This is a genomic window from Saccharothrix sp. NPDC042600, from assembly GCF_040647305.1.
Taxonomy (GTDB): domain Bacteria; phylum Actinomycetota; class Actinomycetes; order Mycobacteriales; family Pseudonocardiaceae; genus Actinosynnema; species Actinosynnema mutabilis.
This window is the reverse complement of record NZ_JBEZBW010000013.1, coordinates 101,930-127,093: the sequence shown is the minus strand read 5'-3', so window position 1 is coordinate 127,093 and position 25,164 is coordinate 101,930. Positions and strand designations below refer to the sequence as shown.

At 72.0% G+C, this 25,164-nt stretch carries 22 protein-coding genes; 13 read left to right on the top strand and 9 right to left on the bottom strand.

Features of this window, described 5'->3' with window-relative positions:
• Positions 1–38: 38 nt before the first annotated feature.
• Positions 39–2,846: a leucine--tRNA ligase gene (gene leuS / locus AB0A74_RS12425; RefSeq protein WP_358248889.1), complete on the bottom strand. Its 2,808-nt coding sequence runs from the start codon at positions 2,844–2,846 to the stop codon at positions 39–41.
• Positions 2,847–3,148: 302 nt separating this feature from the next.
• Here leuS and AB0A74_RS12420 point away from each other — a divergent pair, with 302 nt between their 5' ends.
• A complete protein-coding gene (locus tag AB0A74_RS12420) occupies positions 3,149–3,547 on the top strand; it encodes an SdpI family protein (RefSeq protein WP_343933814.1) in 399 nt (132 codons plus the stop codon).
• A 106-nt stretch (positions 3,548–3,653) separates the two neighbouring features.
• Here AB0A74_RS12420 and AB0A74_RS12415 read toward each other — a convergent pair whose 3' ends face one another.
• On the bottom strand, positions 3,654–4,253 hold the full coding sequence (locus tag AB0A74_RS12415) for a YqgE/AlgH family protein (RefSeq protein WP_343933813.1): 600 nt from the start codon (positions 4,251–4,253) through the stop codon (positions 3,654–3,656).
• Positions 4,254–4,511: 258 nt separating this feature from the next.
• Between AB0A74_RS12415 and AB0A74_RS12410 the strand changes: the two genes are divergently transcribed.
• The gene (locus AB0A74_RS12410; RefSeq protein ID WP_358248888.1) at positions 4,512–5,810 is read left to right on the top strand and encodes an MFS transporter; all 1,299 of its coding nucleotides are present in this window, start codon (positions 4,512–4,514) and stop codon (positions 5,808–5,810) included.
• Here the strand turns inward: AB0A74_RS12410 and AB0A74_RS12405 are convergent.
• Complete coding sequence (locus AB0A74_RS12405; RefSeq protein ID WP_358248887.1) at positions 5,784–5,999, bottom strand: helix-turn-helix transcriptional regulator; 216 nt, start codon at positions 5,997–5,999, stop codon at positions 5,784–5,786. The two genes, AB0A74_RS12410 and AB0A74_RS12405, sit on opposite strands and share 27 nt — an antisense overlap.
• Before the next feature lie 158 nt (positions 6,000–6,157).
• Positions 6,158–7,597, bottom strand: a complete 1,440-nt coding sequence (locus tag AB0A74_RS12400; RefSeq protein WP_358248886.1) for a CCA tRNA nucleotidyltransferase — start codon at positions 7,595–7,597, stop codon at positions 6,158–6,160.
• A 135-nt stretch (positions 7,598–7,732) separates the two neighbouring features.
• Between AB0A74_RS12400 and AB0A74_RS12395 the strand changes: the two genes are divergently transcribed.
• From AB0A74_RS12395 to AB0A74_RS12355, 9 genes are all read left to right on the top strand, one after another.
• The gene (locus AB0A74_RS12395; RefSeq protein ID WP_358248885.1) at positions 7,733–8,335 is read left to right on the top strand and encodes an NUDIX hydrolase; all 603 of its coding nucleotides are present in this window, start codon (positions 7,733–7,735) and stop codon (positions 8,333–8,335) included.
• Complete coding sequence (locus tag AB0A74_RS12390) at positions 8,332–10,797, top strand: DUF6049 family protein (protein ID WP_358248884.1); 2,466 nt, start codon at positions 8,332–8,334, stop codon at positions 10,795–10,797. Before AB0A74_RS12395 ends, AB0A74_RS12390 begins: the two co-directional genes overlap by 4 nt.
• The gene (gene murJ, locus AB0A74_RS12385) at positions 10,794–12,425 is read left to right on the top strand and encodes a murein biosynthesis integral membrane protein MurJ (RefSeq protein ID WP_358248883.1); all 1,632 of its coding nucleotides are present in this window, start codon (positions 10,794–10,796) and stop codon (positions 12,423–12,425) included. Before AB0A74_RS12390 ends, murJ begins: the two co-directional genes overlap by 4 nt.
• A 37-nt stretch (positions 12,426–12,462) precedes the next feature.
• On the top strand, positions 12,463–13,983 hold the full coding sequence (locus tag AB0A74_RS12380; RefSeq protein WP_358248882.1) for a protein kinase family protein: 1,521 nt from the start codon (positions 12,463–12,465) through the stop codon (positions 13,981–13,983).
• 66 nt (positions 13,984–14,049) lie between these two features.
• The gene (gene sigM / locus AB0A74_RS12375) at positions 14,050–14,667 is read left to right on the top strand and encodes an RNA polymerase sigma factor SigM (protein WP_343933805.1); all 618 of its coding nucleotides are present in this window, start codon (positions 14,050–14,052) and stop codon (positions 14,665–14,667) included.
• Positions 14,664–15,416, top strand: coding sequence for a hypothetical protein (locus AB0A74_RS12370; RefSeq protein WP_358248881.1), 753 nt, complete (start codon positions 14,664–14,666; stop codon positions 15,414–15,416). The genes sigM and AB0A74_RS12370 overlap by 4 nt, the downstream gene beginning before the upstream one ends.
• Positions 15,417–15,529: 113 nt before the next feature.
• A complete protein-coding gene (trxB, locus tag AB0A74_RS12365) occupies positions 15,530–16,519 on the top strand; it encodes a thioredoxin-disulfide reductase (RefSeq protein ID WP_358248880.1) in 990 nt (329 codons plus the stop codon).
• A gap of 43 nt (positions 16,520–16,562) precedes the next feature.
• Positions 16,563–16,892 carry a thioredoxin gene (trxA, locus tag AB0A74_RS12360; RefSeq protein WP_343933802.1) on the top strand — a complete coding sequence of 110 codons (330 nt, stop codon included), beginning with the start codon at positions 16,563–16,565 and terminating at the stop codon, positions 16,890–16,892.
• Positions 16,893–17,063: 171 nt separating this feature from the next.
• Positions 17,064–18,212, top strand: a complete 1,149-nt coding sequence (locus AB0A74_RS12355; protein ID WP_358248879.1) for an N-acetylmuramoyl-L-alanine amidase — start codon at positions 17,064–17,066, stop codon at positions 18,210–18,212.
• Here the strand turns inward: AB0A74_RS12355 and AB0A74_RS12350 are convergent.
• From AB0A74_RS12350 to AB0A74_RS12340, 3 genes are all read right to left on the bottom strand, one after another.
• Positions 18,209–19,201 (bottom strand): ElyC/SanA/YdcF family protein, encoded by a 993-nt coding sequence (locus AB0A74_RS12350; RefSeq protein ID WP_358248878.1) that lies wholly within the window; start codon positions 19,199–19,201, stop codon positions 18,209–18,211. The two genes, AB0A74_RS12355 and AB0A74_RS12350, sit on opposite strands and share 4 nt — an antisense overlap.
• A gap of 24 nt (positions 19,202–19,225) precedes the next feature.
• Positions 19,226–19,972, bottom strand: a complete 747-nt coding sequence (locus AB0A74_RS12345) for a metalloregulator ArsR/SmtB family transcription factor (RefSeq protein ID WP_358248877.1) — start codon at positions 19,970–19,972, stop codon at positions 19,226–19,228.
• A gap of 73 nt (positions 19,973–20,045) precedes the next feature.
• Positions 20,046–20,678 (bottom strand): GNAT family N-acetyltransferase, encoded by a 633-nt coding sequence (locus tag AB0A74_RS12340; protein ID WP_343933798.1) that lies wholly within the window; start codon positions 20,676–20,678, stop codon positions 20,046–20,048.
• Between the two features lie 145 nt (positions 20,679–20,823).
• On the opposite strand from AB0A74_RS12340, the gene AB0A74_RS12335 reads away from it, so the two are divergent.
• Positions 20,824–22,140, top strand: a complete 1,317-nt coding sequence (locus tag AB0A74_RS12335) for a PLP-dependent aminotransferase family protein (RefSeq protein WP_343933797.1) — start codon at positions 20,824–20,826, stop codon at positions 22,138–22,140.
• A gap of 12 nt (positions 22,141–22,152) precedes the next feature.
• Positions 22,153–23,097: a D-alanine--D-alanine ligase gene (locus AB0A74_RS12330; protein ID WP_358248876.1), complete on the top strand. Its 945-nt coding sequence runs from the start codon at positions 22,153–22,155 to the stop codon at positions 23,095–23,097.
• Between the two features lie 82 nt (positions 23,098–23,179).
• Here AB0A74_RS12330 and AB0A74_RS12325 read toward each other — a convergent pair whose 3' ends face one another.
• Positions 23,180–24,157: a ParB/RepB/Spo0J family partition protein gene (locus tag AB0A74_RS12325; RefSeq protein ID WP_343933795.1), complete on the bottom strand. Its 978-nt coding sequence runs from the start codon at positions 24,155–24,157 to the stop codon at positions 23,180–23,182.
• Positions 24,154–25,053: a ParA family protein gene (locus AB0A74_RS12320; protein WP_358248898.1), complete on the bottom strand. Its 900-nt coding sequence runs from the start codon at positions 25,051–25,053 to the stop codon at positions 24,154–24,156. The genes AB0A74_RS12325 and AB0A74_RS12320 overlap by 4 nt, the downstream gene beginning before the upstream one ends.
• Positions 25,054–25,164: the final 111 nt, after the last annotated feature.

Sequence of the window (25,164 nt, the reverse complement as noted above, 5' to 3'; positions counted from 1 at the left end):
AAGGGCCGCCCTCCGCACCGGAGGGCGGCCCTTCGTCGCTACAGCACCACGTTGACCAGGCGGCCCGGCACGACGATCACCTTGCGGGGTTCGCCGCCGCCGACCAGTTCGGCGACCTTCGGGTCGGCCAAGGCGGCGGCCTTGACCTCGTCCCGGCCGGCCGACGCGGGCACGACCACGCGGGCCTTGACCTTGCCGTTGACCTGGATCGGGTACTCGACCGTGTCCACGACCAGGTACTTCTCGTCGGCCACCGGGAACGGCCCGTGCGCCAGCGACTCGCCGTGGCCCAGCCGCTCCCACAGCTCCTCCGCCACGTGCGGGCACAGCGGGGCCAGCAGCAGCACCAGCGGTTCGGCGATGGCGCGGGGCGCGCCGCCCGGGTGGTGCTTGGTGATGTGGTTGTTCAGCTCGATCAGCTTCGCGCCCGCCGTGTTGTAGCGCAGGTTCGCGTAGTCCTCGCGCACGCCGGCGACCGTCTTGTGCAGCAGCCGCAGCGCTTCCTCGGTCGGCTCCTCGTCGGTGACCCGCAGCGCGCCGGTCTCCTCGTCGACCAGGTTGCGCCACAGGCGCTGCAGGAACCGCTGCGCGCCGACGACGTCCTTGGTCGCCCACGGGCGGGACACGTCCATCGGGCCCATCGACATCTCGTACAAGCGGAACGTGTCCGCGCCGTACCGGTCGCACATGTCGTCCGGCGTGACGACGTTCTTCAGGCTCTTGCCCATCTTGCCGTACTCGCGCTTGACCTCTTCGCCCTCGAAGAAGTACTTGCCGTCGCGCTCCTCCACCTGCTCGGCGGGCACGTACACGCCCCGCGCGTCGGTGTAGGCGTACGCCTCGATGTAGCCCTGGTTGAACAGCCGCCGGTACGGCTCGTCGCCGGACACGTGGCCCAGGTCGAACAGCACCTTCTGCCAGAACCGCGCGTACAGCAGGTGCAGCACCGCGTGCTCGACACCGCCGATGTACAGGTCCACGCCGCCCGGGTCGTTCGCGCCGTGGTCCTGCGTGCGCGGGCCCAGCCAGTACCGCTCGTTCTCGGCGTTGACGAACCGGCTGTCCTCGGTCGGGTCCACGTACCGCAGCTGGTACCAGCAGGAACCGGCCCAGTTCGGCATGGTGTTGGTCTCGCGCCGGTACTTCTTGCGCCCGTCGCCCAGGTCCAGCTCGACCTCGACCCAGTCCTCCGCGCGCGACAGCGGCGGCGACGGCTCGGAGTTCGCGTCGTCCGGGTCGAACGTCCGCGGCGAGTAGTCGTCCACATCGGGCAGCTCGATCGGCAGCATCGACTCCGGCACCGCGACCGGCACGCCGTCCTCGTCGTAGACGATCGGGAACGGCTCGCCCCAGTACCGCTGGCGGGAGAACAGCCAGTCGCGCAGCTTGTACTGCACGGTGCCCTCGCCGCGGCCCTGCTCCTCCAGCCAGGCGATGATCGTCTTCTTGGCCTCGGCGACGTCCAGGCCGTCCAGGAAACCGGAGTTGATCGCGGGGCCCGCGCCGGTGAACGCCTCGCCGTCGAAGTCGGCGGGCGGCTGCACGGTCCGGATGATCGGCAGGTCGAACGCCTTGGCGAAGTCCCAGTCGCGCTGGTCCTGGCCGGGCACCGCCATGATCGCGCCGGTGCCGTAGCCCATCAGCACGTAGTCGGCGATGTAGACCGGGATCTCCTTGCCGTTCACCGGGTTCACGGCGTGCGCCCCGGTGAAGACGCCGGTCTTCTCCTTGTTCTCCTGGCGGTCCAGCTCGGACTTGCGCGCCACCTCGCGCCGGTAGGCCTCGATCGCCTCGACGTGGTCGGGCGTCGCGATGGCGTCCACCAGCGGGTGCTCGGGCGCCAGCACCATGTAGGTCGCGCCGAACAGCGTGTCCGGGCGGGTGGTGAAGACCTCGATGTCGACGGTGTCCTGCTGGGCACCCGCACCCGGGGCCGCACACGCGAACTTCACCCGGGCGCCGTGCGAGCGGCCGATCCAGTTGCGCTGCATCGACTTGACCTTCTCCGGCCAGTCCAGCCGGTCCAGGTCGTCGATCAGGCGGTCGGAGTAGGCGGTGATCCGCATCATCCACTGGCGCAGCGACCGGCGGAACACCGGGAAGTTGCCGCGCTCGCTGCGGCCGTCGGCGGTGACCTCCTCGTTGGCCAGCACGGTGCCCAGGCCGGGGCACCAGTTGACCGGCGCCTCGGACAGGTAGGCCAGGCGGTAGCCGCCCAGCACCTTCTGCTGCTCGGCGCGGGTCAGCTCGCACCACCCGCGACCGTCCGGGGTGGACCGCTTGCCCTGCGCGAACTCGGTCTCCAGCTCGGCGATCGGCCGGGCCTTCCCGGCCTTGTCGTCGTACCAGGAGTTGAAGATCTGCAGGAAGATCCACTGGGTCCACTTGTAGTACGCCGGGTCGATCGTGGAGATGCGGCGGCGCTCGTCGTGGCCCAGGCCCACCCGGCGGATCTGGCGCAGGTAGGTCTGGATGTTGTCCTCGGTGGTCTCGCGCGGGTGCCGGCCGGTCTGCACGGCGTACTGCTCGGCGGGCAGGCCGAACGCGTCGAAGCCCATCGTGTGCAGCACGTTGCGGCCGGTCATCCGGTGGTAGCGCGCGAACACGTCGGTGCCGATGAACCCCAGCGGGTGGCCGACGTGCAGGCCGGCGCCGGACGGGTACGGGAACATGTCCTGCACGAACAGCTTGTCCGCGGGCACGTCACCCTTGAGCGGGCCGACCGGGTTGGGTGCGTGGAACGTGCCGCGCTCCTCCCACTCGCGCTGCCACCGCTGCTCGATCTCCGCCGCCAGTGCGGCGGTGTAGCGGAAGGCGGGCGTCTCAGCCGCCGCGTCGGTGCTCATCTGGGTAGTCCCTTCCGGTTGCCGGCCCCTGACATGACGAAACCCCCCAGCCCTGATGGGCATGAGGGGTTGCCGCGCCGACCCTTTCGTGCGGGTCCGCGCGGCTAGATAAGGAGCAGGCGGGCCGTGCTCATGTGTCCACGGTATCAGCGGGCCGCAACCAGGATGAACCGGGCGGGGAACCCGACCGTCTCCGGCAGCGTGTCCGCCCGAGCCCGGTGCACAGCGCTCCGCGTCAGCGGGCGTCACGTTCGGAGGACCTGGTTCGAGCTTGATCGAAGGACGCGCCTACCCTCGAACGCGTGAACATCGTGCTGCTCGTGGTGCTGGGCTTGGTCGGCGTGGCGTTCGGGACGACCGGCGTGCTGGGTCTGCGCGGCCTCCTGCGCCGCAACCGCTTCTTCGGCGTCCGGACCGCGGCCACCCTCCGCGACGACGAGACGTTCGCGATGGCCAACCGGGTGGCCGCCGTGCCCACCGCGGTGGCGGGCGCGGTCGCCCTGCTCACGGCGGTGGCGGTGCTGCTCAACCCTGGGACGGCGCTGGTCGTCGGCCTGGTGGGGCTGGTGGGCTCGCTGGTCATCGCCGCCGCGGGCGGGGTCGTGGCGCACCGGGCCGCCGAGGCGATGCCCGCGCCCGAACCGGCCGGCTGCGGCGGGTGCGCGTGCGCCGGGGCGTGCGGCGTGCTCCAGCGCGCCTGACCCGACAGGAGTTCACGGCCCGGACGCCCACCACCGTCCGGGCCGTTTCCGTCTGTCGGGGGCGGCCTCCGGCCCCCGTCTCCATCGTCCCGGCGGGGTACGACAGTCAGTTGCGGCGGACGTCCATGGGGAACGTGGCCAGCAGTGCGGTCGGCATGCCCTGGCGGCGCAGGACGCGGCCCCACAGGTCGGTGTTCGGCGGGGTCAGGACGTCGTCGGGCAGGCCGGGCACGACGATCCAGTCGCCGCGGTCGATCTCGCCCGCCAACTGGTCCTCGCCCCACCCCGCGTACCCGGCGAACACGCGCAGGCCGCGCACCTTCGGGACCAGCGCGTCCGGGTCCGAGTCCAGGTCGATCAACGCCACCGGTCCGTGCACGCCGACCACACCTTCGAGCGAACTGTGGTCCTCGCCGGCCCGCAGCGCGGCCAGGCACAGGGCCGTCTTCTGCTCGACCGGGCCGCCGATGTAGACCGCCTGCGGCCGGGACACGTGCGGCCCCCACGCGGGCAGGACGTCGTGCACCGCCACCTCGCTCGGCCGGTTCAGCACCACGCCCAGCGTGCCCTCCCCGCGGTGGTCGATCACGTAGACCACCGTGCGGCGGAAGTTCGAGTCGGTCAGGCTCGGCGCCGCGACCAGCAGGGAACCCGGTTCGACTTCGGCATCAGGGCGCACCAGCCCATGATCCCAGACGGCGCACATCACACCCGTCGCGGAACATCCGCGTTACCGTGTTCGTTGCAGTGACCGTCAGGTGCCATCGAGTCCCCCGGGCCCAACACAAACCGCCTTCGCGGAATACCGCACGGCTGGAGCCGCGAAGCGCAATCCGCCGAGAGGCGACCGGGCACCTGGCGCCAGGGAGGCCGGACCCGCACGGGTCCGGCCTTCGTGGCACCCACCCCTTGATTCCCCCTCCCGTTCACCCGAGCGGCCGACCGCAGGGCCTAGGCTCGTGGTGTGACCACTGCCGGGACGACCACGGCAAAGCACCACCTCGGGATCCGCAAGCTCCTCGCCGTGGCGGACTTCCGCAGGCTGCTGGCCTCCCGGCTCGCGGCCCAGTGGGGCGACGGTCTGTTCCAGGCCGGTCTCGCGGGCGCGGTGCTGTTCAACCCCGAACGGCACGCGGACCCGCTCGCCGTGGCGGCCGGGTTCGCGGTCCTGCTGCTCCCGTACTCCGTGGTCGGCCCGTTCGCGGGCGCGCTGCTCGACCGGTGGGACCGCCGCCGCGTCCTGGTCGTGGCCAACCTCACCCGGGGCGCGTTCATCCTGCTCACGGCCGCCGCCGTGGGCCTGGGGCTGGACGGCGTCCCGCTCTACGCGTCCGCCCTGTTCGTCACCGGCGTGAGCCGGTTCGTCGGCTCGGGCCTGTCCGCGTCGCTGCCGCACGTCGTGGCCGACGACCACCTGGTCGAGGCGAACGCGTTCGTCACCACGTTCGGCGCCCTGACCGCCGTGCTCGGCGCGGCCTGCGCGGTCGGCCTGCGGCAGGTGCTGGGCGCGGGGGACGGCGGTTCGGCGTGGACCACGGCGTTCGCCGTCATCGGCTCGCTGACCGCGGCGTTCCTGGCGGCCCGGTTCGCGCGCGGCGTCCTGGGCCCGGACGAGGTGGACGAGCCGTCCCGCACGGTGACCGCCGTCGCCCGGGGCCTGGCCGACGGCGGCAAGGCCGCGTGGCACACGCCCAGCGTGTCCGCCGCCCTGCTGGCGCTGCTCGCCCACCGCGCCGCGTTCGGCATGTCGCTGCTGATCACGCTGCTGCTGATGCGCAACTCGTTCACCGACTTCGGCCCGTTCCGGGCGGGCCTCGCGGGACTCGGCGAGGTCGCGGTGTTCGGCGGCGCGGGCATCCTGGTCGCGGGCCTGGTGACCGACCGGGTCGTGGACGTGCTCGGCCGCCGCGGCACCGTGTGCGGCGCGCTGGGCCTGGCCGCCGCGACCCAGCTCGGCCTCGGCCTGCCCATGACGCTGCCGACCACGCTGTTCGCGTCGTTCCTGCTCACCTTCGCGGGCCAGGTGGTCAAGCTGTGCGTCGACGCGGCCGTGCAGCACGACATCGGCGACGAGGTGCGCGGCCGGGTGTTCGCGCTCTACGACACGCTGTTCAACGCCACGCAGGTGGCGGCGGTGGCGGTCGCCGCGGCGGTCGTGCCACTGGACGGCCGGTCGCCCGGCCTGGTCGTCGCGGCGACCGTCGCCTACCTGCTCGGCATCGCCGGTTTCCTGGCGCTAAACCGGCGCGTACGGCACGGGTAGCCGGATCATCCCGATCTCGTGCGCGTACACCACGGCCGCCATGCGGTCCCGCAGGTCCAGCGCCCGCAGGATCTCACCGACGACCACACCGACCTGGCGCTGCGTGACCGCGAGGACGCGTGCGATCTCGTGATCGGCCAACCCCCTGGCCAAGCACCTCAGCACGGCCCGCTGGTGATCGGTCAGCACGGCCAGTCCGTCCGCCCGAGTGCCCCCCTCTGTGGACAACCCCCAAGCGTTCATGCGACACCACCCCCAATGTGCGTCTACCCCCGACGCACACAGTCATGGTGTCGCAACCGACTGTCACTTGGCTAACGGAAAGCGGGTGATTGTTTCACCAGGAGTCACCCGGGGAGGTCGATCCCCTCGGCGCGCGCCCACGCCAGCAGCTCCGCCACGGCCTCGTCGTGGTCCAGCGGACCCCGGTCCAGGCGCAGCTCCTTGAGGAACTTCCACGCCTTGCCGACCAACGGCCCCGGCGGCAGCCCGAGCAGCCGCATGATCTCGTTGCCGTCGAGGTCGGGCCGCACGCGGCGCAGGTCCTCCTCGGCCGCGATGCGCGCGATCCGGCGCTCCAGCTCGTCGTAGGTGCGCTGGAGGGTGTTGGCCTTGCGCTTGTTGCGCGTGGTGCAGTCGGCGCGGACCAGCTTGTGCAGGCGCGGCAGCAGGTGGCCGGCGTCGGTGACGTACCGGCGCACCGCCGAGTCGGTCCACTCGCCGGAGCCGTAGCCGTGGAAGCGCAGGTGCAGGTACACCAGCTGCGAGACGTCCTCGACGACCTCCTTGGAGTACCGCAACGCGCGCAAACGCTTGCGGGCCATCTTCGCGCCGACCACCTCGTGGTGGTGGAACGAGACGCCGCCGCCCTCCTCGAACTTGCGGGTGTCCGGCTTGCCGATGTCGTGCAGCAGCGCCGCGAGCCGCAGCACCAGGTCCGGCTCGGGCGTGTCCTCCAGGTCGATCGCCTGCTCCAGCACGACCAGCGAGTGGTGGTAGACGTCCTTGTGCTGGTGGTGCTCGTCGATCTCCAGCTTCATCGCGGGCAGCTCGGGCAGCACGACGTCCGCGAGGCCGGTCTCGACCATCAGCTCGATGCCCGCGCGCGGGAAGGCGCCGGTCAGCAGCTTGGACAGCTCGGCCTGCACCCGCTCGGGCGTGATCCGGGACAGCTCGCCGGCCATCGCCCGCATCGCCTCGACCACGCGCGGCGCGGGCCGGAAGCCGAGCTGGGCGACGAACCGGGCGGCGCGCAGCATCCGCAGCGGGTCGTCGGAGAACGACTGCTCGGGCGTCGCGGGCGTGTCCAGCACCTTCGCGGCCAGGGCCGCCCGACCGCCGGTCGGGTCCACCAGCTCGCGGGCGACCAGGTCGAACGCCATCGCGTTGGCGGTGAAGTCGCGCCGGACCAGGTCGCCGTCGATCGAGTCGCCGAAGGTCACCTCGGGGTTGCGGGTCACGCCGTCGTAGGCGTCCGCGCGGAACGTGGTGATCTCCAGCGTCAGGCCGCGCTTGGCCGCGCCGACCGTCCCGAACGCGATGCCGGTGTCCCACACCGCCTCGGCCCACCCCGACAGCAGCTTCTGCACCGCCGGCGGCCGGGCGTCGGTGGTGAAGTCGAGGTCGTGGGAGCCGGTCAGGCGACCCAGCAGCGCGTCACGGACACTGCCGCCCACGAGGTAGAGCCGGTGCCCCGCGGCGGCGAACCGCTCGGCCAGCTCGTCGGCGACGGGGAACGCGCTGAGCAGTTCCACGACGTCATCTGGGGACAGCTTCGATCCGGACACGAAAGGCCAGCCTTCTATCAGCGAGGGTTTTGGTCCTGAGTCAAGTCAGCTAAGTCAAGCATGTGACGATACTGGTTACCTTCGGCAATGCCGGGGTCACGACCGGTAATCAGGGGACGTGACTACCATCAGGTCATGCCCCACTCGTCCGGTCGCTCCGGCGGTCCCAAGCCGAGGCGTCGGAACCGACGTCGCGGTCGCCGCCTGAAGACGGTGGACGAGACGTCGGCGGGCGGCCTCGTGCTCGACCGCCTGCGCGGCGCGGCGGCGATCATCGGCCGGCTGGACCGGCGGGGCAGGCTCCTGTGGTCGCTGCCGAAGGGCCACATCGAGGCCGGCGAGACCGCGGAGCAGACCGCGGTGCGCGAGGTCGCGGAGGAGACCGGTATCCATAGCAGGGTGCTGCGGCCCCTCGGCTCGATCGACTACTGGTTCGTCGCCGAGGACCGCCGGGTGCACAAGACCGTCCACCACTTCCTCCTCGAAGCGCTGGGCGGCGAGTTGTCCGACGAAGACGTGGAGGTCACCGAGGTGGCGTGGGTGCCCCTTGGCGAACTGGACGAGCGGCTCGCCTACGCGGACGAGCGGCGACTGGTGCGCCGGGCCGTAGACCTGCTCGCCGGGTCCGAACTGCCCGACCTGGTCACCGCGGCCCGCACCGAGGTGTCGGCGCCCCGTGAGATGATCGACTCGGGGGCCGGCGGCCACGCGGCCGAGGACGGGGCGGAGCGCGCGTGAAACGGCTGCTGTCCGCCCTCGCGGCGGCCGGGCTCCTGCTCACCGGCTCGCCGGCCCTGGCCGCGCCGGTCGACGACCTCACCGGCCCGCCCCGACCCGACACCGCGACCCAGCCCGCCGACCGGCCCGGCACCGGGTCCCAGTCCGCCGGTCAGCCGGACCAACCCGGCACCGCCCAACCCGGCACCGCCCAACCGGTCGCGGGCCAGACCGGCGGCCAGGTCGACGGCGCGCTGTCCCCGGCTCCGCCCGGCCCGGTCGGCGGCGTCCTCGCGGGCCGCATCCCGGTCAAGCCCGCGCCCGCCACGCAGGTCTGGTCGACCCGAGCCCTGTCCAGCCAGCCCGGCCAGAACGCCCCGGCCCGGCTCCGGCTCGACATCGAGGCGCTCACCCCCCGCGTGGTCACCGCCGACACCGAGTCCGTCACGGTCACCGGCAAGGTCGTCAACATCGGCGACCGCCCGCTGTTCGACCTGGAGCTGCGCCTGGAGCGCGGCGACGCCCTGGAGTCCGAGGACGAGGTCCGCCGCGCCCTGCGCGAGCCCACCGACGCCGAACTGGTCCAGCCCTGGTTCACGCCCATCGTGGACGAGCTGCGGGAGAACGAGAGCAAGCCGTTCACCCTCACCGTCCCGGTCCGCGGCGCCGGCAACACCTCGCTCAAGATCGACCAGCCGGGCATCTACCCGGTCCTGGCCAACATCAACGGCCGACCGCAGGACGGCGGCCGCGCCCGCCTGGTCGCCCTGAGCACCCTCCTGCCCGTGCTGGGCGTCCCCGGCGGCACCCCGCTCGGCGCGCCCGCCACCCCGGCGAAGATCACCCTGCTGTGGCCGCTGGTGGACCGCCCGCGGATGGTCTCCGGCGGCCTGGAGCCGGTGCTCGCCGACGACGAGCTGGCCGGGTCCCTCGCGCTCGGCGGACGCCTGTACGGCCTGCTCATGGCCTACGAGTCCGCGCTGGACGGCCCGCTGGGCCCGGCCGTGTGCCTCGCCGTGGACCCCGACCTCCTGCGGACGGTGTCCGCGATGGCCAAGGGCTACCAGGTGCGCGGCCAGGGCGCGGGCAAGGGCAGCGGCGCGGCGGAGCTGTGGCTGGCCCGGCTCAAGCTGCTCGCCGGCGGCCGGTGCGTGGTCGCGCTGCCCGACGCCGACGCCGACCTGGTCGCGTTGTCCCGCGCCCGGCTGACCGACCTCGGCGCGCTCGCCGGCAAGGGCGTGGACGTGGTGCGCCAGGTCCTCGACGTGCAGGCCCAGCAGGGCCTCGCGTGGCCCGAGGACGGCGTCGTGGACGAGCAGACCCTCGCCGACCTCACCGCGCAGGGCGTGACCTCGCTGGTGGTCGACCAGTCCGCCGTCGCGGGCACCGCCGGCACCGCGCCGGTCCGCGTCGACGGGCCCGGCGGCAAGCCGGTGACCGCCGTCCGGATCGACGACATGGTGTCCGACGCGCTGCGCGGCGGCCCCGCCCAGACCACCGCGGGCATCACCACGCCGACCGAGAACCGCCCGGTGTCGGTGCAGAACGCGCTGGCCGCGCTGGTCTACCGGACCGCCTTCCAGGGCGACGGCCGGCACCTCGTGATCACGCCCCCGCGCCGCTGGAACGCGCCGACCGGCGAGGTCGACACGTTCCTCCAGCAGACGAAGTCCCTGGTCGGCTCCGGGTTCGCCACGCCGGTGGGCCTGCCGACTCTGCTCGGCGCGCCCCCGCCCGAGCAGCGCTCGACGTTGAGCTACCCGGTCGAGTCGGGCGCGCGGGAGGTCTCCCCGGCCGTCACCGCCGAGGTGTCCTCGACCTGGCAGCAGCTGCAGCGGCTGTTCGGGGCGATGGCCCAGCAGGACGCCGAGTCCACCAAGCCGGGCGACCTGGTCGAGCCGATGCGGCTGAACCTGCTCCGCGCGGTGTCCGGGTCGTGGCGCGGCAACGAGTCCGGCGCGCGCGCCACCCTGGCCACCGGCCGGGAGCAGCTCGACGCGCTGCGCGGCCAGGTCACCGTGTCCGAGCCGAGCAGCCCGATCCTGCTCGCCTCCGGCGACAGCCCCATCCCGGTGACCATCCGCAACCGGCTCGACGTGCGGGTCACCGTGCGCATCCTGGTCGAGGACACCCCGGGCATCCTGGTCGAGCAGCAACCCGACGTGGTGCTGCCCGCTCGCGGCGACCGGCAGCTCACCGTGCCGGTCGAGGTGCTGCGGTCCGGCCGGTTCCCGGTGCACGTCCGGCTGACCACTCCGGACGGCGTCGAGCTGGGCGAACGGGCCCGGCTGGAGGTGTCCTCCTCGGCGTACGGGACCATCACCGTCGTCATCACCGCCCTCGCGGGCGCCCTGCTCGTGCTGTTGTCCGCCCGGCGCATCTACCGGCGGGCGCGCGCGGCGAAGTCCGCGGCGGCGGTGCCGAGCACAGCCGGCCCGGGGCAACCGGAAGCGGTCACGCCGGAGAGGTCGAGCGCGAGTTGAGCGGAACGAGCACGGTGGTCGAGCAGCAGGAACCCCCGTCGGTGGCCCGTGCCTCCGGCTCGATGGCCATCGCCACGATCGTCAGCCGGGTCTCCGGCCTGTTGTCCAAGCTGCTGCTGATCACCATCATCGGCGCGGACGTCCTCAACGACTCCTACCAGGCGGCCACCACGCTGCCGACGATGATCAACGAGTTGCTGCTCGGCGGCATCCTCACGTCGGTCGCGATCCCGCTGCTGGTGCGCGCCGAGAAGGAGGACCCGGACGGCGGCGAGTCCTACGCCCAGTGGCTGATCACCATGTCGGTGGTCGTGCTCGGCGTCGGCACCGCGATCGCCATCGCCTGCGCGCCGCTGCTGACCGCGATGTTCACCAGCGGCGCGGACGAGGCGAACCCGGCTCTGGTGACCGCGTTCGCCTACCTGGTGCTGCCCGGCATCGTGTTCTACGGCCTGTCCGCGCTGCTCGGCGCGATCCTGAACACCCGGCACGTGTTCGGCCTGCCCACCTGGGCGCCGGTGCTCAACAACGTCGTGGTCATCGTGACGCTCGGCGTGTACTGGCTGGTGCCGGGGGAGATCTCGCTCGACCCGGTCCGCATGGGCGAGCCGAAGCTGCTGGTGCTGGGCCTGGGCACGATGCTGGGCGTGGCCGTGCAGGCGTCGGTGATGCTGCCCGCGATGAAGCGCACCGGGTTCCGGTTCCGCTGGCGGTGGGGCTGGGACCGGCGGCTCGCGGAGTTCGGCGGCCTGGCCTTCTGGGTGCTGCTGTACGTGGCGCTGGGCCTGGTCAGCATGGCGGTGCTGACCCGCGTCGCGCTGAACTCGACCGGCGCGCTGACCGCCTACAACTACCAGTGGCTCGTGGCGCAGGTGCCCTACGGCGTGCTGGGCGTGTCGCTGCTGACCGCGCTGATGCCGAAGATGTCCCGCGCGGCGGCGGCCAACGACACCGGGGCGCTGGTCGGCGACCTGTCGTTCGGCAACCGGATGTCGTCCATCCTGCTCATGCCGTTCAGCGCGTTGATGACCGTGGGCGGCGTGGCCATCGGCCTGGCGGTGTTCTCGCACGGCGAGGCGGGCCTGGCCGGCGGTGAACGGATGGGCCAGGCGCTGGCGCTGTCGGCGTTCGGCCTGGTGCCCTACGCGATCACGCTGCTCCAGCTGCGGGTGTTCTACGCGCTCAAGGACGCCCGGACGCCGACGATCATCCAGGCGATCATGGTCGTGGTCCGGATCGCGCTGCTCTACGGGTTCCTGGAGTACGCGCCGCGCGAGAAGCTCGCCGTGGGCGTGTCGATCGCCATGTCGCTGAGCTTCGTCGTGGGTTGCCTGGTCGGGCAGCTCTGGTTGCGGATCCGGTTGGGCCGGCTGCGGACCGGGTACACGGCGTGGACGATCTGCCTGAGCGTGGTGGCGTCGGCCCTCGGCTTCGGGGCGGCGGTGGGAGCGGCGTGGCTCGCCGTCGATCTGCTGGGAACCGAAGGCCCCGTCGCCTCCGCCTGGGTGGAGATGACCGTGTTGACGATCGTGGGACTGCCGCTGAGCTTCCTGCTGATGGCGGTGTTCCGGGTACCCGAGGTGAAGCCCGTGGTGGACAAGATCAGCCGTCTGGTGCGGCGGCGGTGAGCGTGCCGACAGAGCCGAGTCCCGTACCCTCGGGCGCGTGAGCAGCGGCCCGATCCAGAACACCTCGCTGGTGCCCGGCGGGGTCATCGGCGACGGCCGCTACCGGCTGCTCGCCCGCTCCGGCGTGGACCAGCGCTGCGACGCCGAGCTGTGGCGGGCGCGCGACGGCCAGCTCAACCGGGACGTCGCCCTGACGATCCTGGTCGGCGACCCGGCCGACGCGCAGGCGCTGGCCCGGGCCAAGCGGACCGCCGAGCGGGCGACGCACGCGGCGAGCTTCACCCACCCGGGGGTATCCCGGGTGATCGACGTCCTGGCCCCCGGCACCGGCGTGAAGCTGGACGAGGGCATCCTCGCCATCGTCGTGGCCGAGTGGACCCAGGGCACCGACCTGATGGACCTGATCGCCGAGGGCCCGCTGCCCGCCGGCGCCGCGACCCGCCTGCTGGAGCCCCTGGGCGCGGCGATCGAGGGCGCGCACCACGCCGGCCTGGTCCTGGGCGCGGACCACCCGCAGCGCATCCGGGTGACCTCCGACGGCCGGCTGCGCCTGGCGTTCCCCGGCCCGCGGCCGGACGCGATCGCCCGCGACGACGTCAAGGGCCTCGGCGCGATCCTGTACCTGCTGCTGACCGGCCGGTGGGCGCTGCCCGGCGGCCCGGACGGCGTGCCGGTCGCCCCGACCGGGCCGGACGGTTCGGTCGTCGCCCCGAGCACCCTGCACCCGTACGTGCCGCACGAGCTGTCGTCGGTGGCGGTGCGGTCCCTGGAGGACACCAGTGTGGGCGGCATCCGCACGTCCGCCGCGATCCTCCAGGTGCTGGACCAGATCGCCGAGTCCGAGGCGCAGACCGCGCTGATCCAGCCGGTGAACGCCGAGGACGACGGCGCGGTGTGGACCACCCAACGCCCCCAGCGCGGGCGCGACCACAAGCGCAAGCTGTGGATCAGCGTGGCGGTGCTGGCGGCGGCGACGCTGGCGGTCGTCGTCTGGCTGGGCGTGCAGATCGTGAGCTTCTTCAGCGACGAGCCCACCAAGGGCGGCGGCCCGACGGTGGTGATCGGTCAGACCACGCCGGCGACCTCCGGGCAGCCCGCCCCGCCCGCGCCGACCCCGGCCGGACCGGTGCAGCCGGCGTCGATCGGCGTCTACGACGTCACCAACCAGCCGGACAACGCCAACCGCGCGAACCGGGCGGTGGACAACAACCCGACCACGGTCTGGCAGACGGAGAACTACTTCCAGCCGTTCCCGACGCTCAAGCCGGGCATCGGCCTGATGGCGTCGTTCGCCGAACCGGTGAAGCTCGCGTCGGTGACGATCACCTCGCCCAGCGAGGGCACGGTGGTCGAGATCCGGGTCGCGGCCTCGGAGAACGCCCCGCTGGAGGAGACCAAGGTGATCGCCACGGCCACCCTGTCGCCGGGCCAGACCCAGGTCCAGCTGGGCGAGCACGAGGCCACCCAGCACCTGCTCGTGTGGGTGACGAAGCTGGCGGGCGGCGGGCGGAACCACAAGTCCGAGATCGCCGAAGTGGTCTACACGCGGGCCCAGTGACTCCGCCGCGCCTACTCCCAACGGGTGATCGAACCGCCACTCGCCAGGGCCGATAGGCTTCCCCGCGTGACCGCCGCAGCCAGCTCGGACGCAGACCTCATCGCGGCGCACGCCGCGGGTGACCCGCACGCCTTCTCGGAGTTGGTCAGACGGCACCGGGACCGCATGTGGGCCGTCGCGCTGCGCACGCTGCGCGACCCCGAAGAGGCGGCCGACGCGTTGCAGGAGGCGTTCATCTCCGCCTTCCGCGCCGCCGCGAGCTTCCGGGCCGAGTCGCAGGTCACCACATGGCTGCACCGAATAGTGGTGAACGCCTGCCTCGACCGGATGCGCAGGCGGCAGACGCGCCCCACCGTGCCGCTGCCCGAGGCCGGGCCCGGCGAGCCGGTCGCGCCCCGCGACGCGATGGCCGAGCGGGAGACCCGGCTGGTGGTCCAGGCGGCGTTGAGCGAGCTGCCCGAGGAGCAGCGCGCGCCCATCGTGCTGGTCGACGTGGAGGGGTACTCCGTCGCCGAGACGGCCCAGCTGCTGGGCATCGCCGAGGGCACGGTCAAGTCGCGGTGCGCCCGGGGTCGCGCGAAGCTGGCCAAAGTTCTCGGGCACCTCCGGAACCAGAGTGCAGATGCGAACGTCCCAGTGAGCGATGTGCAGGTGCAACAGGGACGTCAGTTGGAGGAACGATGACCGGCAATGTGCGGCGTTCGGGGCCGCCGTGGTCCGTCGACCTGCTGGCTGACCTGCACGCGGGTGTCCTGGACCCGCAGACCGAGGCGGAGCTGCGGGCGGCCGTGGCGCACGACCCGGAGGCGCAGGACGTCCTGGCCGCCCTCGACGCGACCGTCGCCGACCTGCGCGACCTGCCGCCGATCCCGATGCCGCGCGAGGTCGCGGACCGGATCGACGCGGCGCTGGCCGAGGAGTTCCGCCGCGCGGGCGCCTCGCCCGCGCGGCCCGTCGCCCCGGTGGTGGACCTCGCCGCCCGGCGGCGGAAGAAGCAGCTCGGGTGGGGCGCGGGCCTGCTCGCCGCGGCGGCCGTCGCGGTCGGCGTGGTGGTCGTCGGCACCCAGGGCAGCCCGACGTCCAAGCCCGGCGACAACGTGGCCGGACCGACCTCGGCGAACACCCCGGTCACCCAGCGCCCGCTGGCGGTGAAGGGCAACGACTTCGGCCCGGTCTTCGGCGACGTGCTCAAGGCGCAGAACTACGGGCCGCTGGAGAACCAGGACAAGCTGGCCGGCTGCCTGCGGGGCGCGAACATCGCGAGCGCCAAGCCGCTGGGCGTCAGCCCGATCACCCTGGACGACAGGGCCGCCGTGATGGCGATCCTGCCGGGCGGCAAGCCGGGCGCGTTCAAGATCGTGGTGCTGGACCCGGACACCTGCGGCCCGGACAACCCCAACGGCGTCCTGGCCACCAGCCAGATCACGCCGTAGCAGGGGCAAGTGGCAGTAGTCCACCTCACCCGACAGATCAGGAATTGCGGCACCCTACGATCCGTTGAGCAGAAGTGCAGGCCCACGCCTGTCACGACAAACGGAGGTCGAGGGTGTCGGACGTTCGGAACCTGATCGTCGTGGGATCGGGGCCCGCCGGGTACACCGCGGCGGTCTACGCGGCGCGCGCGCAGCTCGAACCGCTGGTGTTCGAGGGCTCGCAGTACGGCGGGGCGCTGATGACCACGACCGAAGTCGAGAACTACCCCGGCTTCCGCGACGGCATCATGGGGCCCGACCTCATGGAGCAGATGCGCGAGCAGGCCAAGCGCTTCGGCGCCGAGCTGCGCGCCGAGGACGTGGAGCAGCTGGAGCTGGAGGGCGACGTCAAGCACGTCACCGCCAACGGCGTCCGCTACGCGGCCAAGGCCGTCATCCTCGCGATGGGCGCGGCGGCCCGCTACCTGCACATCCCCGGCGAGCAGGAGCTGCTCGGCCGTGGCGTGTCGGCGTGCGCGACCTGCGACGGCTTCTTCTTCCGCGACCAGGACATCGCGGTGGTCGGCGGCGGCGACTCGGCGATGGAGGAGGCCACGTTCCTCACCCGCTTCGCCCGGTCGGTCACGCTGATCCACCGCCGCGAGGAGTTCCGCGCGTCGAAGATCATGCTGGAGCGCGCCCGCGCCAACGAGAAGATCAAGTGGCTGCTCAACGCCGAGGCCGTCGAGGTCGTCGGCGAGGGCGGCACGATGTCCGGCCTCAAGGTGCGTGACACCCGGACGGGTGAGATCAGCGAGCACCCGTTCACCGGCTTCTTCCTGGCGATCGGCCACGACCCGCGCAGCGACCTCGTCCGCGGCCAGGTCGACGTGGACGACGCCGGCTACGTGAAGGTCAAGGGCCAGAGCACCTACACCAACCTCGACGGCGTGTTCGCGGCCGGCGACCTGGTCGACCACACCTACCGCCAGGCGATCACCGCAGCGGGCTCCGGCTGCTCCGCCGCGATCGACGCGGAGCGCTGGCTGGCCGAGCACGGCGAGTCCGAGGCGAACCTCACGCCCGAGTTCGTGGGCGGCGGCTACGGCGACTCCGCCGACTGACCCCCAGCTAGTCCCGCGTTTCCCCGCCTGAAGAGGAGAGAACATGGCAGGCGCCACCGTCGCTGTGACCAGCGACAGCTTCACCGAGAACGTGCTCCAGAGCGACAAGCCGGTCCTGGTCGACTTCTGGGCGACCTGGTGCGGCCCGTGCAAGATGGTCGCCCCCGTGCTGGAGGAGATCGCCGCCGAGCACGCCGAGAAGATCACGGTGGCGAAGCTGGACATCGACGCCAACCCGTCGATCGCCCGCGACTACCAGATCATGTCCGTCCCGACCATGATCCTGTTCCAGGGTGGCCGCCCGGTGAAGCAGATCGTGGGCGCGAAGCCGAAGGCCGCGCTGCTCAACGACCTCGCCGACGTCCTCGCCTGAGTGCAACCCGGAGCGTGACCCGTCCGTCTTCACGGTGAGACGGACGGGTCATTCTTTTGTGGGCGGGTAACCACTCGCAGTAGCCCAACGAGGAGCATCGGCCCGAGCAAGGCACAATAGGGCGTCAACCTCAGCGTCGGCGCCGTCGACGCCTTAGTGAACGAGGGGTACATGCTGCTACTCCGCCGCGGGGATTTCGGCCCGGACGTCGCCGAGGTGAGGGCCACGCTGACCCGGCTCGGCCTGCTGTCCGATCCGCAGCCGTCTCAGGTGTTCGACCTGCCGGTCGAGCACGCCGTGCGCGCGTTCCAGCAGCAACGGGGTCTGATCACCGACGGCGTCGTCGGCCCCGCCACCTACCGCGCGCTGCGCGACGCCACCTTCCGCCTCGGCGACCGGCCGCTCGCGTACCTGATGTCCCAGCCGGTGACCGGCGACGACGTGTTCGCCCTGCAGGAGCGCCTGTTGGAGCTGGGCTACGACGCCGGTCGGCCCAACGGCGAGTTCGGGCAGCAGACCGAGCAGGCGCTGCGCAGCTTCCAGCGCGACTACGGCCTGATCGTGGACGGCATGTGCGGCCCGGACACCGTCCGCGCGCTGCGCCAGCTCCAGCCGAAGGTCCGCGGCGGCCGACCGGTGTTCCTGCGCGAGCAGGAGCGCGTCCGCAAGGCCGGGCCGCGGCTGTCCGGCAAGCGGATCATCATCGACCCGGGCCACGGCGGCACCGACCGCGGCGTCGTGGTCGGCGGCGTGTCCGAGGCCGACGTGATGCTGGACCTGGCCCGCCTGCTGGAGGGCAAGATGGCCGCGACCGGCATGGAAGCCCTGCTCACCAGGGGGCCGCACAACTGCCCGGACGAGAGCGAGCGGGCGCGCTTCGCCAACGAGGCGGGCGCCGACCTGATCCTGTCGCTGCACAGCGACGGCAACAAGTCGCCGCTGGCCAACGGCGTGGCGAGCTTCCACTACGGCACCGGCAACGGCACGTCGTCCACCGTCGGGGAGGCCCTGGCGGGCTTCATCCAGCGCGAACTGGTCGCCCGGACGGGGATGCTGGACTGCGGCACCCACCCCAAGACGTGGGACATGCTGCGGATGACCAAGTGCACGGCCGTCCGCGTCGAGGTCGGCTACCTGACCAACGACCAGGACCGCGCCCGCCTGGCCACGCCCGCGTTCCGGGACGTGGTCGCCGAGGGCATCCTGGTGGCCGTGAAACGCCTGTACCTGCTCGGCAAGGACGACCAGCCGACCGGCACCTTCACCCTCGACGACCTCATGCGCCACGAACTGGCCACCGGCCAGCGCTCGGCCGGCTAGAACAGCAGCAGCAGGTAGAGGCTGACCAGCAACCCGCAGGCCAGGGTGTGGGCCACCGGGTTGCGGGTCAGGATGGCGACGAACTCGCGCAGGAACGCGCTGGGCAGGAAGTAGAACGCCGTCCGCGACCCGATCACGCCCATCTTCAGCCGCAGCCGCCGCGCGGTCACCGCCGTGCGGAACACGTGGTAGTTGTTGGTGACCGCCACCGTCCGGCCGCTGTGGCCCTCCGAGTCCAGCACGGCCCGGCTGTAGCGCAGGTTCTCCTCCGTGGTGGTGGCCTGGTCCTCCAGCAGGACGGCGTCAGCCGGCACGCCCGCCTCGACCAGGTACCGCCGCATCGCCTGGGCCTCGGACACCTTCTCGTCGGCCCCCTGGCCACCGGACACGACGATCACCGGCGCGCCGCCCGCCGCCACCTCCCGCCGGTACAGCTGCACGGCCCGGTCCAGGCGGGACGCCAGCAGGGGCGGGACGCGGTCGCCGAGCAGGCCCGAGCCGAGCACGACGACGGCGTCGAAGCCCGTCCGGCGACCGGTCTTGCCGTAGAGCACCGAGTACAGCAGCAGGCTGACGAACAGGAACGCCAGGTACGCCGAGACGATCACCAGCGAGCCGACCACGGCGTGCACCCACGTCCGCGGGTCGTCCAGGGCCAGCAGGAACACCACCACCAGCCCGACGATCGCCAGGCCCGCGAGCAGTGACAACAGGTTCCCCAGGCTGCGCCCCTCGCGCCGCACCATCAGCAGCCCGTTCACCACGAGCGCGACCGGCAGCACCAGCCCGCACCCCAGGACGGCGATCGCGACCGCCCACCCCAGCAGGTCGTCCAGCCACCACGGCAGGTCGTCCTTGGTCAGCAGCCACAGCAGGGCGGCCACCAGGGTCAGGCCCAGCCACACGGCGTTGGCCACCCGCCGCCGGTCGCGGCGCACGCCCAGGACGAAGAACACGGCCGACACCAGGCCGAAGATCGCGAACACCACGGGGTGAAACCTAGACCGCGCGGGTCACTCGGGCATCTCCCACGGGATGCCGGACAGCACCCGGCCGGTCTCCAGCAACGACTTGAGGTTGGACAGCACGGCCGCCCACCCGGCCGCCGCCTGGGCGCGCTCGGCGTCGTCGGCCAGGCCCTCGTGGGTCACGGTGAGCCGCACGATGCCCTTGTACGGCTGGATGAGGAAGGTGGCGGTCGAGGCCTCCCGCGGGTCCTCCGGGTCCCGCCACGTGGTCACCAGGCGGTGCGGCGGGTCGCTCTCCAGCACCTCGCCCACCACGTCGTCCACGTCCGAGTCGACCCGGCGGTGCGCCCACGTCGAGCCGACCTGCCAGTCGGAGACGTTGCGGTGCCCCCAGTAGGCCGCCGTCAGGTCCGGGTCGGTGAGGGCCTCCCAGACCTTCTCCGGCGTGCTCTCGATGTACGTGACGTACACGAACTCGGGTTTCATCGCGTTCTCCGCTCGTCGTTTGACCTCGGCGAGCACCCGCAGCCGGGGGCGCTCGAACTTGTCGATCCACCGCTCCTGGACCTCGTGCAGCGGCACCGGGTTGAGGTAGTGCAACTTCTCCCGCCCCCGGCGGACGGTGCTGACCAGGTTCGCGGCCTCCAGGACGGCCAGGTGCTGGGTGGCGGACTGGCGCGTCATGCCCACCCGCGCGCACAGCTCGCCCAGCGTCTGGCCGTTCTCCTCGTGGAGCCGGTCCAGCAGGTAGCGCCGGGTCGGGTCGGCGAGGGCCTTGAAGACCTTGTCCACGCCGTAAACGTTATGCAGGCCAAAACCTGCATGTCAACCCGTGCGAAAGAAACCGCAGGTCAGGGCGGTGAGATCAGACGGGACGGAAGCTCGGTTCGGCCGTCGACACGGTCACGGAGCTGAGCAGCCGCTCCAGCGCCGCCTCCACGTCTTCCTTCCACGAGGACGCGCTGCGCAGCTCCAGCCGCAGCCGCGGCCAGCGCGGGTGGGGGCGCACGGTCTTGAAGCCGACGCTGGTCAGGAAGTCGGCGGGCGTCACGCACGTCCGCTCGTCCTCGATCGGCTGGGCGTCGCCGAAGGCCTCGATCGCCTTCACGCCGCGGCGGGTCAGGTCCTTCGCCACGGTCTGCACCAGCACGCGCCCGAGCCCGCCGCCGCGGAACTCCGGCAGCACCTCCAGGCCCGTCATCAGCACGGCGTCCGGGCTGGCGGGGGAGGTGGGGAAGGCCAACGAGCGAGGCACCGCCGCGGGCGGCGCGTAGAACACGGAGCCGGCGGGAATCCCGTCGCAGTAGATGATCCGACCGCACGAACCCCATTCGAGCAGGACGCTGGACACCCAGGCTTCCTTCTCGAACTCGGTGTCGCCGAACTCCTCGGCCTGCTCTTTCAGGTGGGGCGCCAGCTCCCAGAACACGCAGGTCCGGCTGTGCTTGGAGAGGTGCTCCAGGTTGTCGAGAGTCACGCCCACGACGCGTCGCGACACCCCGACCTCCCAACCCCCGAATGCAACCCCTACGAGGATAGGCGGATGTGACCCCCGCCCGGAAGGCACATGCCCCGAACGGGACGGCGGTTACACTCAGCCGGGAACGAACCCGCCGGTAACCACTACTACCTCGGAGTTCCCCGTGAACCTACCCGGACAGCCCCCGAAGCAGGGTGCCAGAAGCCTCGATCCCCACCTGCGCCGGTACGCGGCGCGCACGGCGGGGATGACGGCCTCGGAGATCCGGGCGCTGTTCGCGGTGGCGAGTCGGCCCGAGGTGGTGTCCCTGGCGGGAGGGATGCCCCACCTGGCGGCACTGCCCCTCGACTCGCTGTCCGCCGAGGTCGCCGACGTGGTCGCCACCGACGGCCTGGTGGCGCTGCAGTACGGCTCGGCCCAGGGCATCCCGGAGCTGCGCGAGCAGATCTGCGAGGTCATGGCCCTGGAGGGCATCAACGCCCACCCGGACGACGTCGTGGTCACCGTCGGCTCCCAGATGGGCCTGGACATGGTGACCCGGATCTTCTGCGACCCGGGTGACGTCGTGCTGGCCGAGGGCCCGTCGTACGTGGGCGCGCTCGGCTCGTTCTCCGCCTACCAGGCCAACGTCGTGCACGTGGCCATGGACGCCGACGGCCTGGTGCCCGAGGCGCTGCGCGAGGCCATCGCCGCCGTCGCGCGGGCCGGGCAGCGGGTCAAGTTCCTCTACACGATCCCGAACTTCCACAACCCGGCCGGCGTGACGCTCGCCGTCCAGCGCCGGGCCGAGGTGCTCCAGATCTGCCGCGAGCACGGCATCCTCGTGGTCGAGGACAACCCGTACGGGTTGCTCGGCTTCGACGGCGTGACGTACCCGGCGCTGCGGTCCACCGACCCGGACAACGTGGTCTACCTGGGCTCGTTCTCCAAGACCTTCGCCGCCGGCCTGCGCGTGGGCTGGGTGCTCGCCCCGCACGCGGTGCGCGAGAAGCTCGTGCTGGCGGCCGAGTCGGCCACGCTGTGCCCGCCCACGTTCAACCAGCTCGTCGTGTCGAGGTACCTGTCGACGCACGACTGGAAGGGCCAGATCAAGACCTACCGCGAGGCCTACCGGGAGCGGCGCGACGCGGCCATCGAGGCCCTGGAGCAGCACATGCCGCTTGGTTCCACGTGGAACAAGCCCAACGGCGGGTTCTACGTGTGGCTGACCGTGCCCGAGGGCATCGACACCAAGGCCATGCTGCCGCGGGCCATCACCCAGCGGGTCGCGTACGCGTCCGGCACCGGGTTCTACGCGGACGGGCTGGGCAGCCGTCAGCTGCGCATCTCGTACTGCTACCCGACGCCCGAGCGCATCCGCGAGGGCGTGCGGCGGCTGGCGAACGTGATCAAGGACGAGCTGGAGCTGCACGAGACGTTCGGGCCGTCGACGCCCCGCCCGGTCTCCGGTCCGCAGACCCCCTCGCCCGACACCGCCTGATTAGGAGAGAAGTTGTCCGACCACTGGGTCGCAGTGCTGTCCGGGGGCCTGTCGCACGAGCGGGAGGTGTCCCTGCGATCCGGTCGCAGGCTGTCCGCCGCGCTGCGTTCGGCCGGTCTCGTCGTGGAGGAGTGGGACGCCGACGCCCAGCTCCTCACGCGGTTGCGCGAGCACCGGCCGGACGCCGTCGTGGTGGCGCTGCACGGCGGTGAGGGCGAGAACGGGTCGGTGCAGACCGTCCTGGAGATGCTGGACGTGCCGTTCGTCGGCACGGACTCCCGCGCGTGCCGCCGGGCGTGGGACAAGCCGACCGCGAAGGCCGAACTCGCCCGTGCGGGCCTGGCGACGCCGGAGTGGACCGTGCTTCCGCACGCGACGTTCCGCGAGCTGGGCGCGCAGCCGGTCCTGGACGCGATGGTCGAGAAGCTCGGCCTGCCGCTGATGCTCAAGCCCGACCAGGGCGGCTCGGCACTGGGTGCCCGGGTGGTGCGCGAGGCGGCGGAACTGCCCGCGGCGATGGTGGGCTGCCTGGCGTACGGGGACACCGTGCTCGCGGAGCGGTACGTGGAGGGCGTCGAGGTGGCCGTCGCGGTCGTGGACGGCCCGGACGGTCCCCGCGCCCTGCCGCCGGTCGAGATCGTGCCGGAGAACGGCGTCTACGACTACACCGCGCGGTACACGGCCGGCCTGACCGACTTCCACGCCCCGGCGCGGTTGGACGACAAGTCGGCCCAGGCGGTCGGCGAGTTGGCCGTGGCGGCGCACCGGCTGTTGGGTCTGCGGGACGTGTCGCGGACGGACGCGATCGTGGCGGCCGACGGGACCGTGTACTTCCTTGAGGTGAACGTGTCGCCGGGCCTCACCGAGACGTCGCTGCTGCCGATGGCGGTGGAGGCGGCCGGCCAGTCGCTGGGCGAGATCTACGCGGAACTGGTGGAGCGCGCGGTCAACCGCTGAACCGACCCCGCAACGTGATGACGGCCCGTATCCATTCGGATGCGGGCCGTCATCGTCACCGTGACGTAAGTGCCGTGGGTGATCACACGTCCGTCGAACGTGTCCGATTTGTCGCTTCCGGCGCCATGAGCGTGATGATCCGTTCGAGGTCGTCCACCGAGCCGAACTCGACCACGATCCGGCCCTTCCGCTGACCCAGTTCGACCTTCACGCGGGTGTCGAAGTTGTCCGACAGCCGCTCCGCCAGCTCCTGCAGCCCCGGCGCCTGGATCGGCTTGCGCCGCGCCTGCTTGGCCTTGGCGGGCTCCGCCGACTTCGCGAGCGTCACCGCCTCCTCGGTCGCGCGGACCGACATGCCCTCGGCCACGATCCGGGTCGCCAGCTCCTCCTGCGCGCCCGGGTCGTCCAGGCCGAGCAGCGCCCGCGCGTGGCCGGCGGACAGCACGCCCGCCGCCACCCGCCGCTGCACGGGGAGGGGCAGCTTGAGCAAGCGGATCGTGTTGGTGACGACCGGGCGGCTGCGGCCGATGCGGTCGGCCAGCTCCTCGTGGGTGACGCCGAACTCCTGCAGCAACTGCTGGTACGCCGCCGCCTCTTCCAGCGGGTTGAGCTGGACGCGGTGGATGTTCTCCAGGAGCGCGTCGCGCAGCATCACGTCGTCGGCGGTCTGCCGCACGATCGCCGGGATCGTCTTCAGCCCCGCCAGCTGGGTCGCGCGCCACCGGCGCTCGCCCATCACCAGCTCGTAGGAGTCCGGGCCGATCGACCGCACGACGATCGGCTGCATCAGCCCGAACTCGCGGATCGAGTGCTCCAGCTCGCGCAGCGCGTCCTCGTCGAAGACCTGGCGCGGCTGCTTCGGGTTGGTGCGGATCGAGGTGACCGGCAGCTCCTGGTACACCGCGCCCGCCACCTCGCCCGACGCCGACGGGGCGGGGGAGGGCGCAGGGGTGGCGCCGTTCGGGACGGCCCGGATCGGGGTCGGCGCACCCACCGGGGGTCCGCTCGGGATCAGGGCCGCGAGCCCGCGGCCGAGTCCACCCTTGCGCTGCTCCGTCATGCCGACTCCATCTCCGCGCCGCGCTCGGCGATCTCCCTCGCTGCGTCCAGGTAGCTCATCGCGCCCCGTGAGCCGGGATCGTAGGTGAGCACCGTCTGACCGAATCCTGGTGCCTCGGAGACCTTCACGCTGCGCGGGATCACCGTTTTGAGGACCGTGTCGCCGAAGTGGCCGCGGACCTCGCTGGTCACCTGGTCGGCCAGCTTGGTGCGGCCGTCGTACATGGTGAGCAGGATGGTGGACACGTTGAGCGTCGGGTTCAGGTGCGCCTGGACGAGTTCGATGTTGCGCAGCAGCTGCCCCAGGCCCTCCAGCGCGTAGTACTCGCACTGGATCGGGATCAGGACCTCCTGGGCGGCGACCATCGCGTTGACGGTCAGCAGGCCCAGCGACGGCGGGCAGTCGATGAAGACGTAGTCCGGGCGGATCGGGTCCAGCGCCTCGGGGCTCAGGGCCTCCTTGAGGCGGGACTCGCGGGCCACCATCGAGACGAGTTCGATCTCCGCGCCGGCGAGGTCGATCGTGGCCGGCACGCAGTACAGGTTGGGGGACTGGTTGCTGACCTGAGCGGCCTCGGCGACGGACATCTCGCCGATCAGCACCTCGTAGACCGACGGCGTGCCGGAGCGGTGCTCGACGGCCAGGGCGGTGCTCGCGTTGCCCTGCGGGTCGAGGTCGATCACGAGGACCTTGAGGCCGTGGATGGCGAGCGCGGCGGCCAGGTTCACCGTGCTGGTCGTCTTGCCGACGCCGCCCTTCTGGTTGGCGACGGTGAGGACGCGGCGGTGCGTCGGGCGGGGGAGCTGGAGGGAGTCGGGGTGGAGGACGCGCGTGGCGCGTGCCGCCTCTTCCGCGATCGGGGTCCACACGGTGCTGTCTCCTGCGTTGTCGCTCACGGTCGGCTCGGTCGGGGTGGGGCGCAGGACCTCGCCCGAACCCACCGCGCCCTGTTCTGTTCCACGTGAAACACCGGCCGCTTGGAACACCGGTTGCAGGGGGTCGGGGTA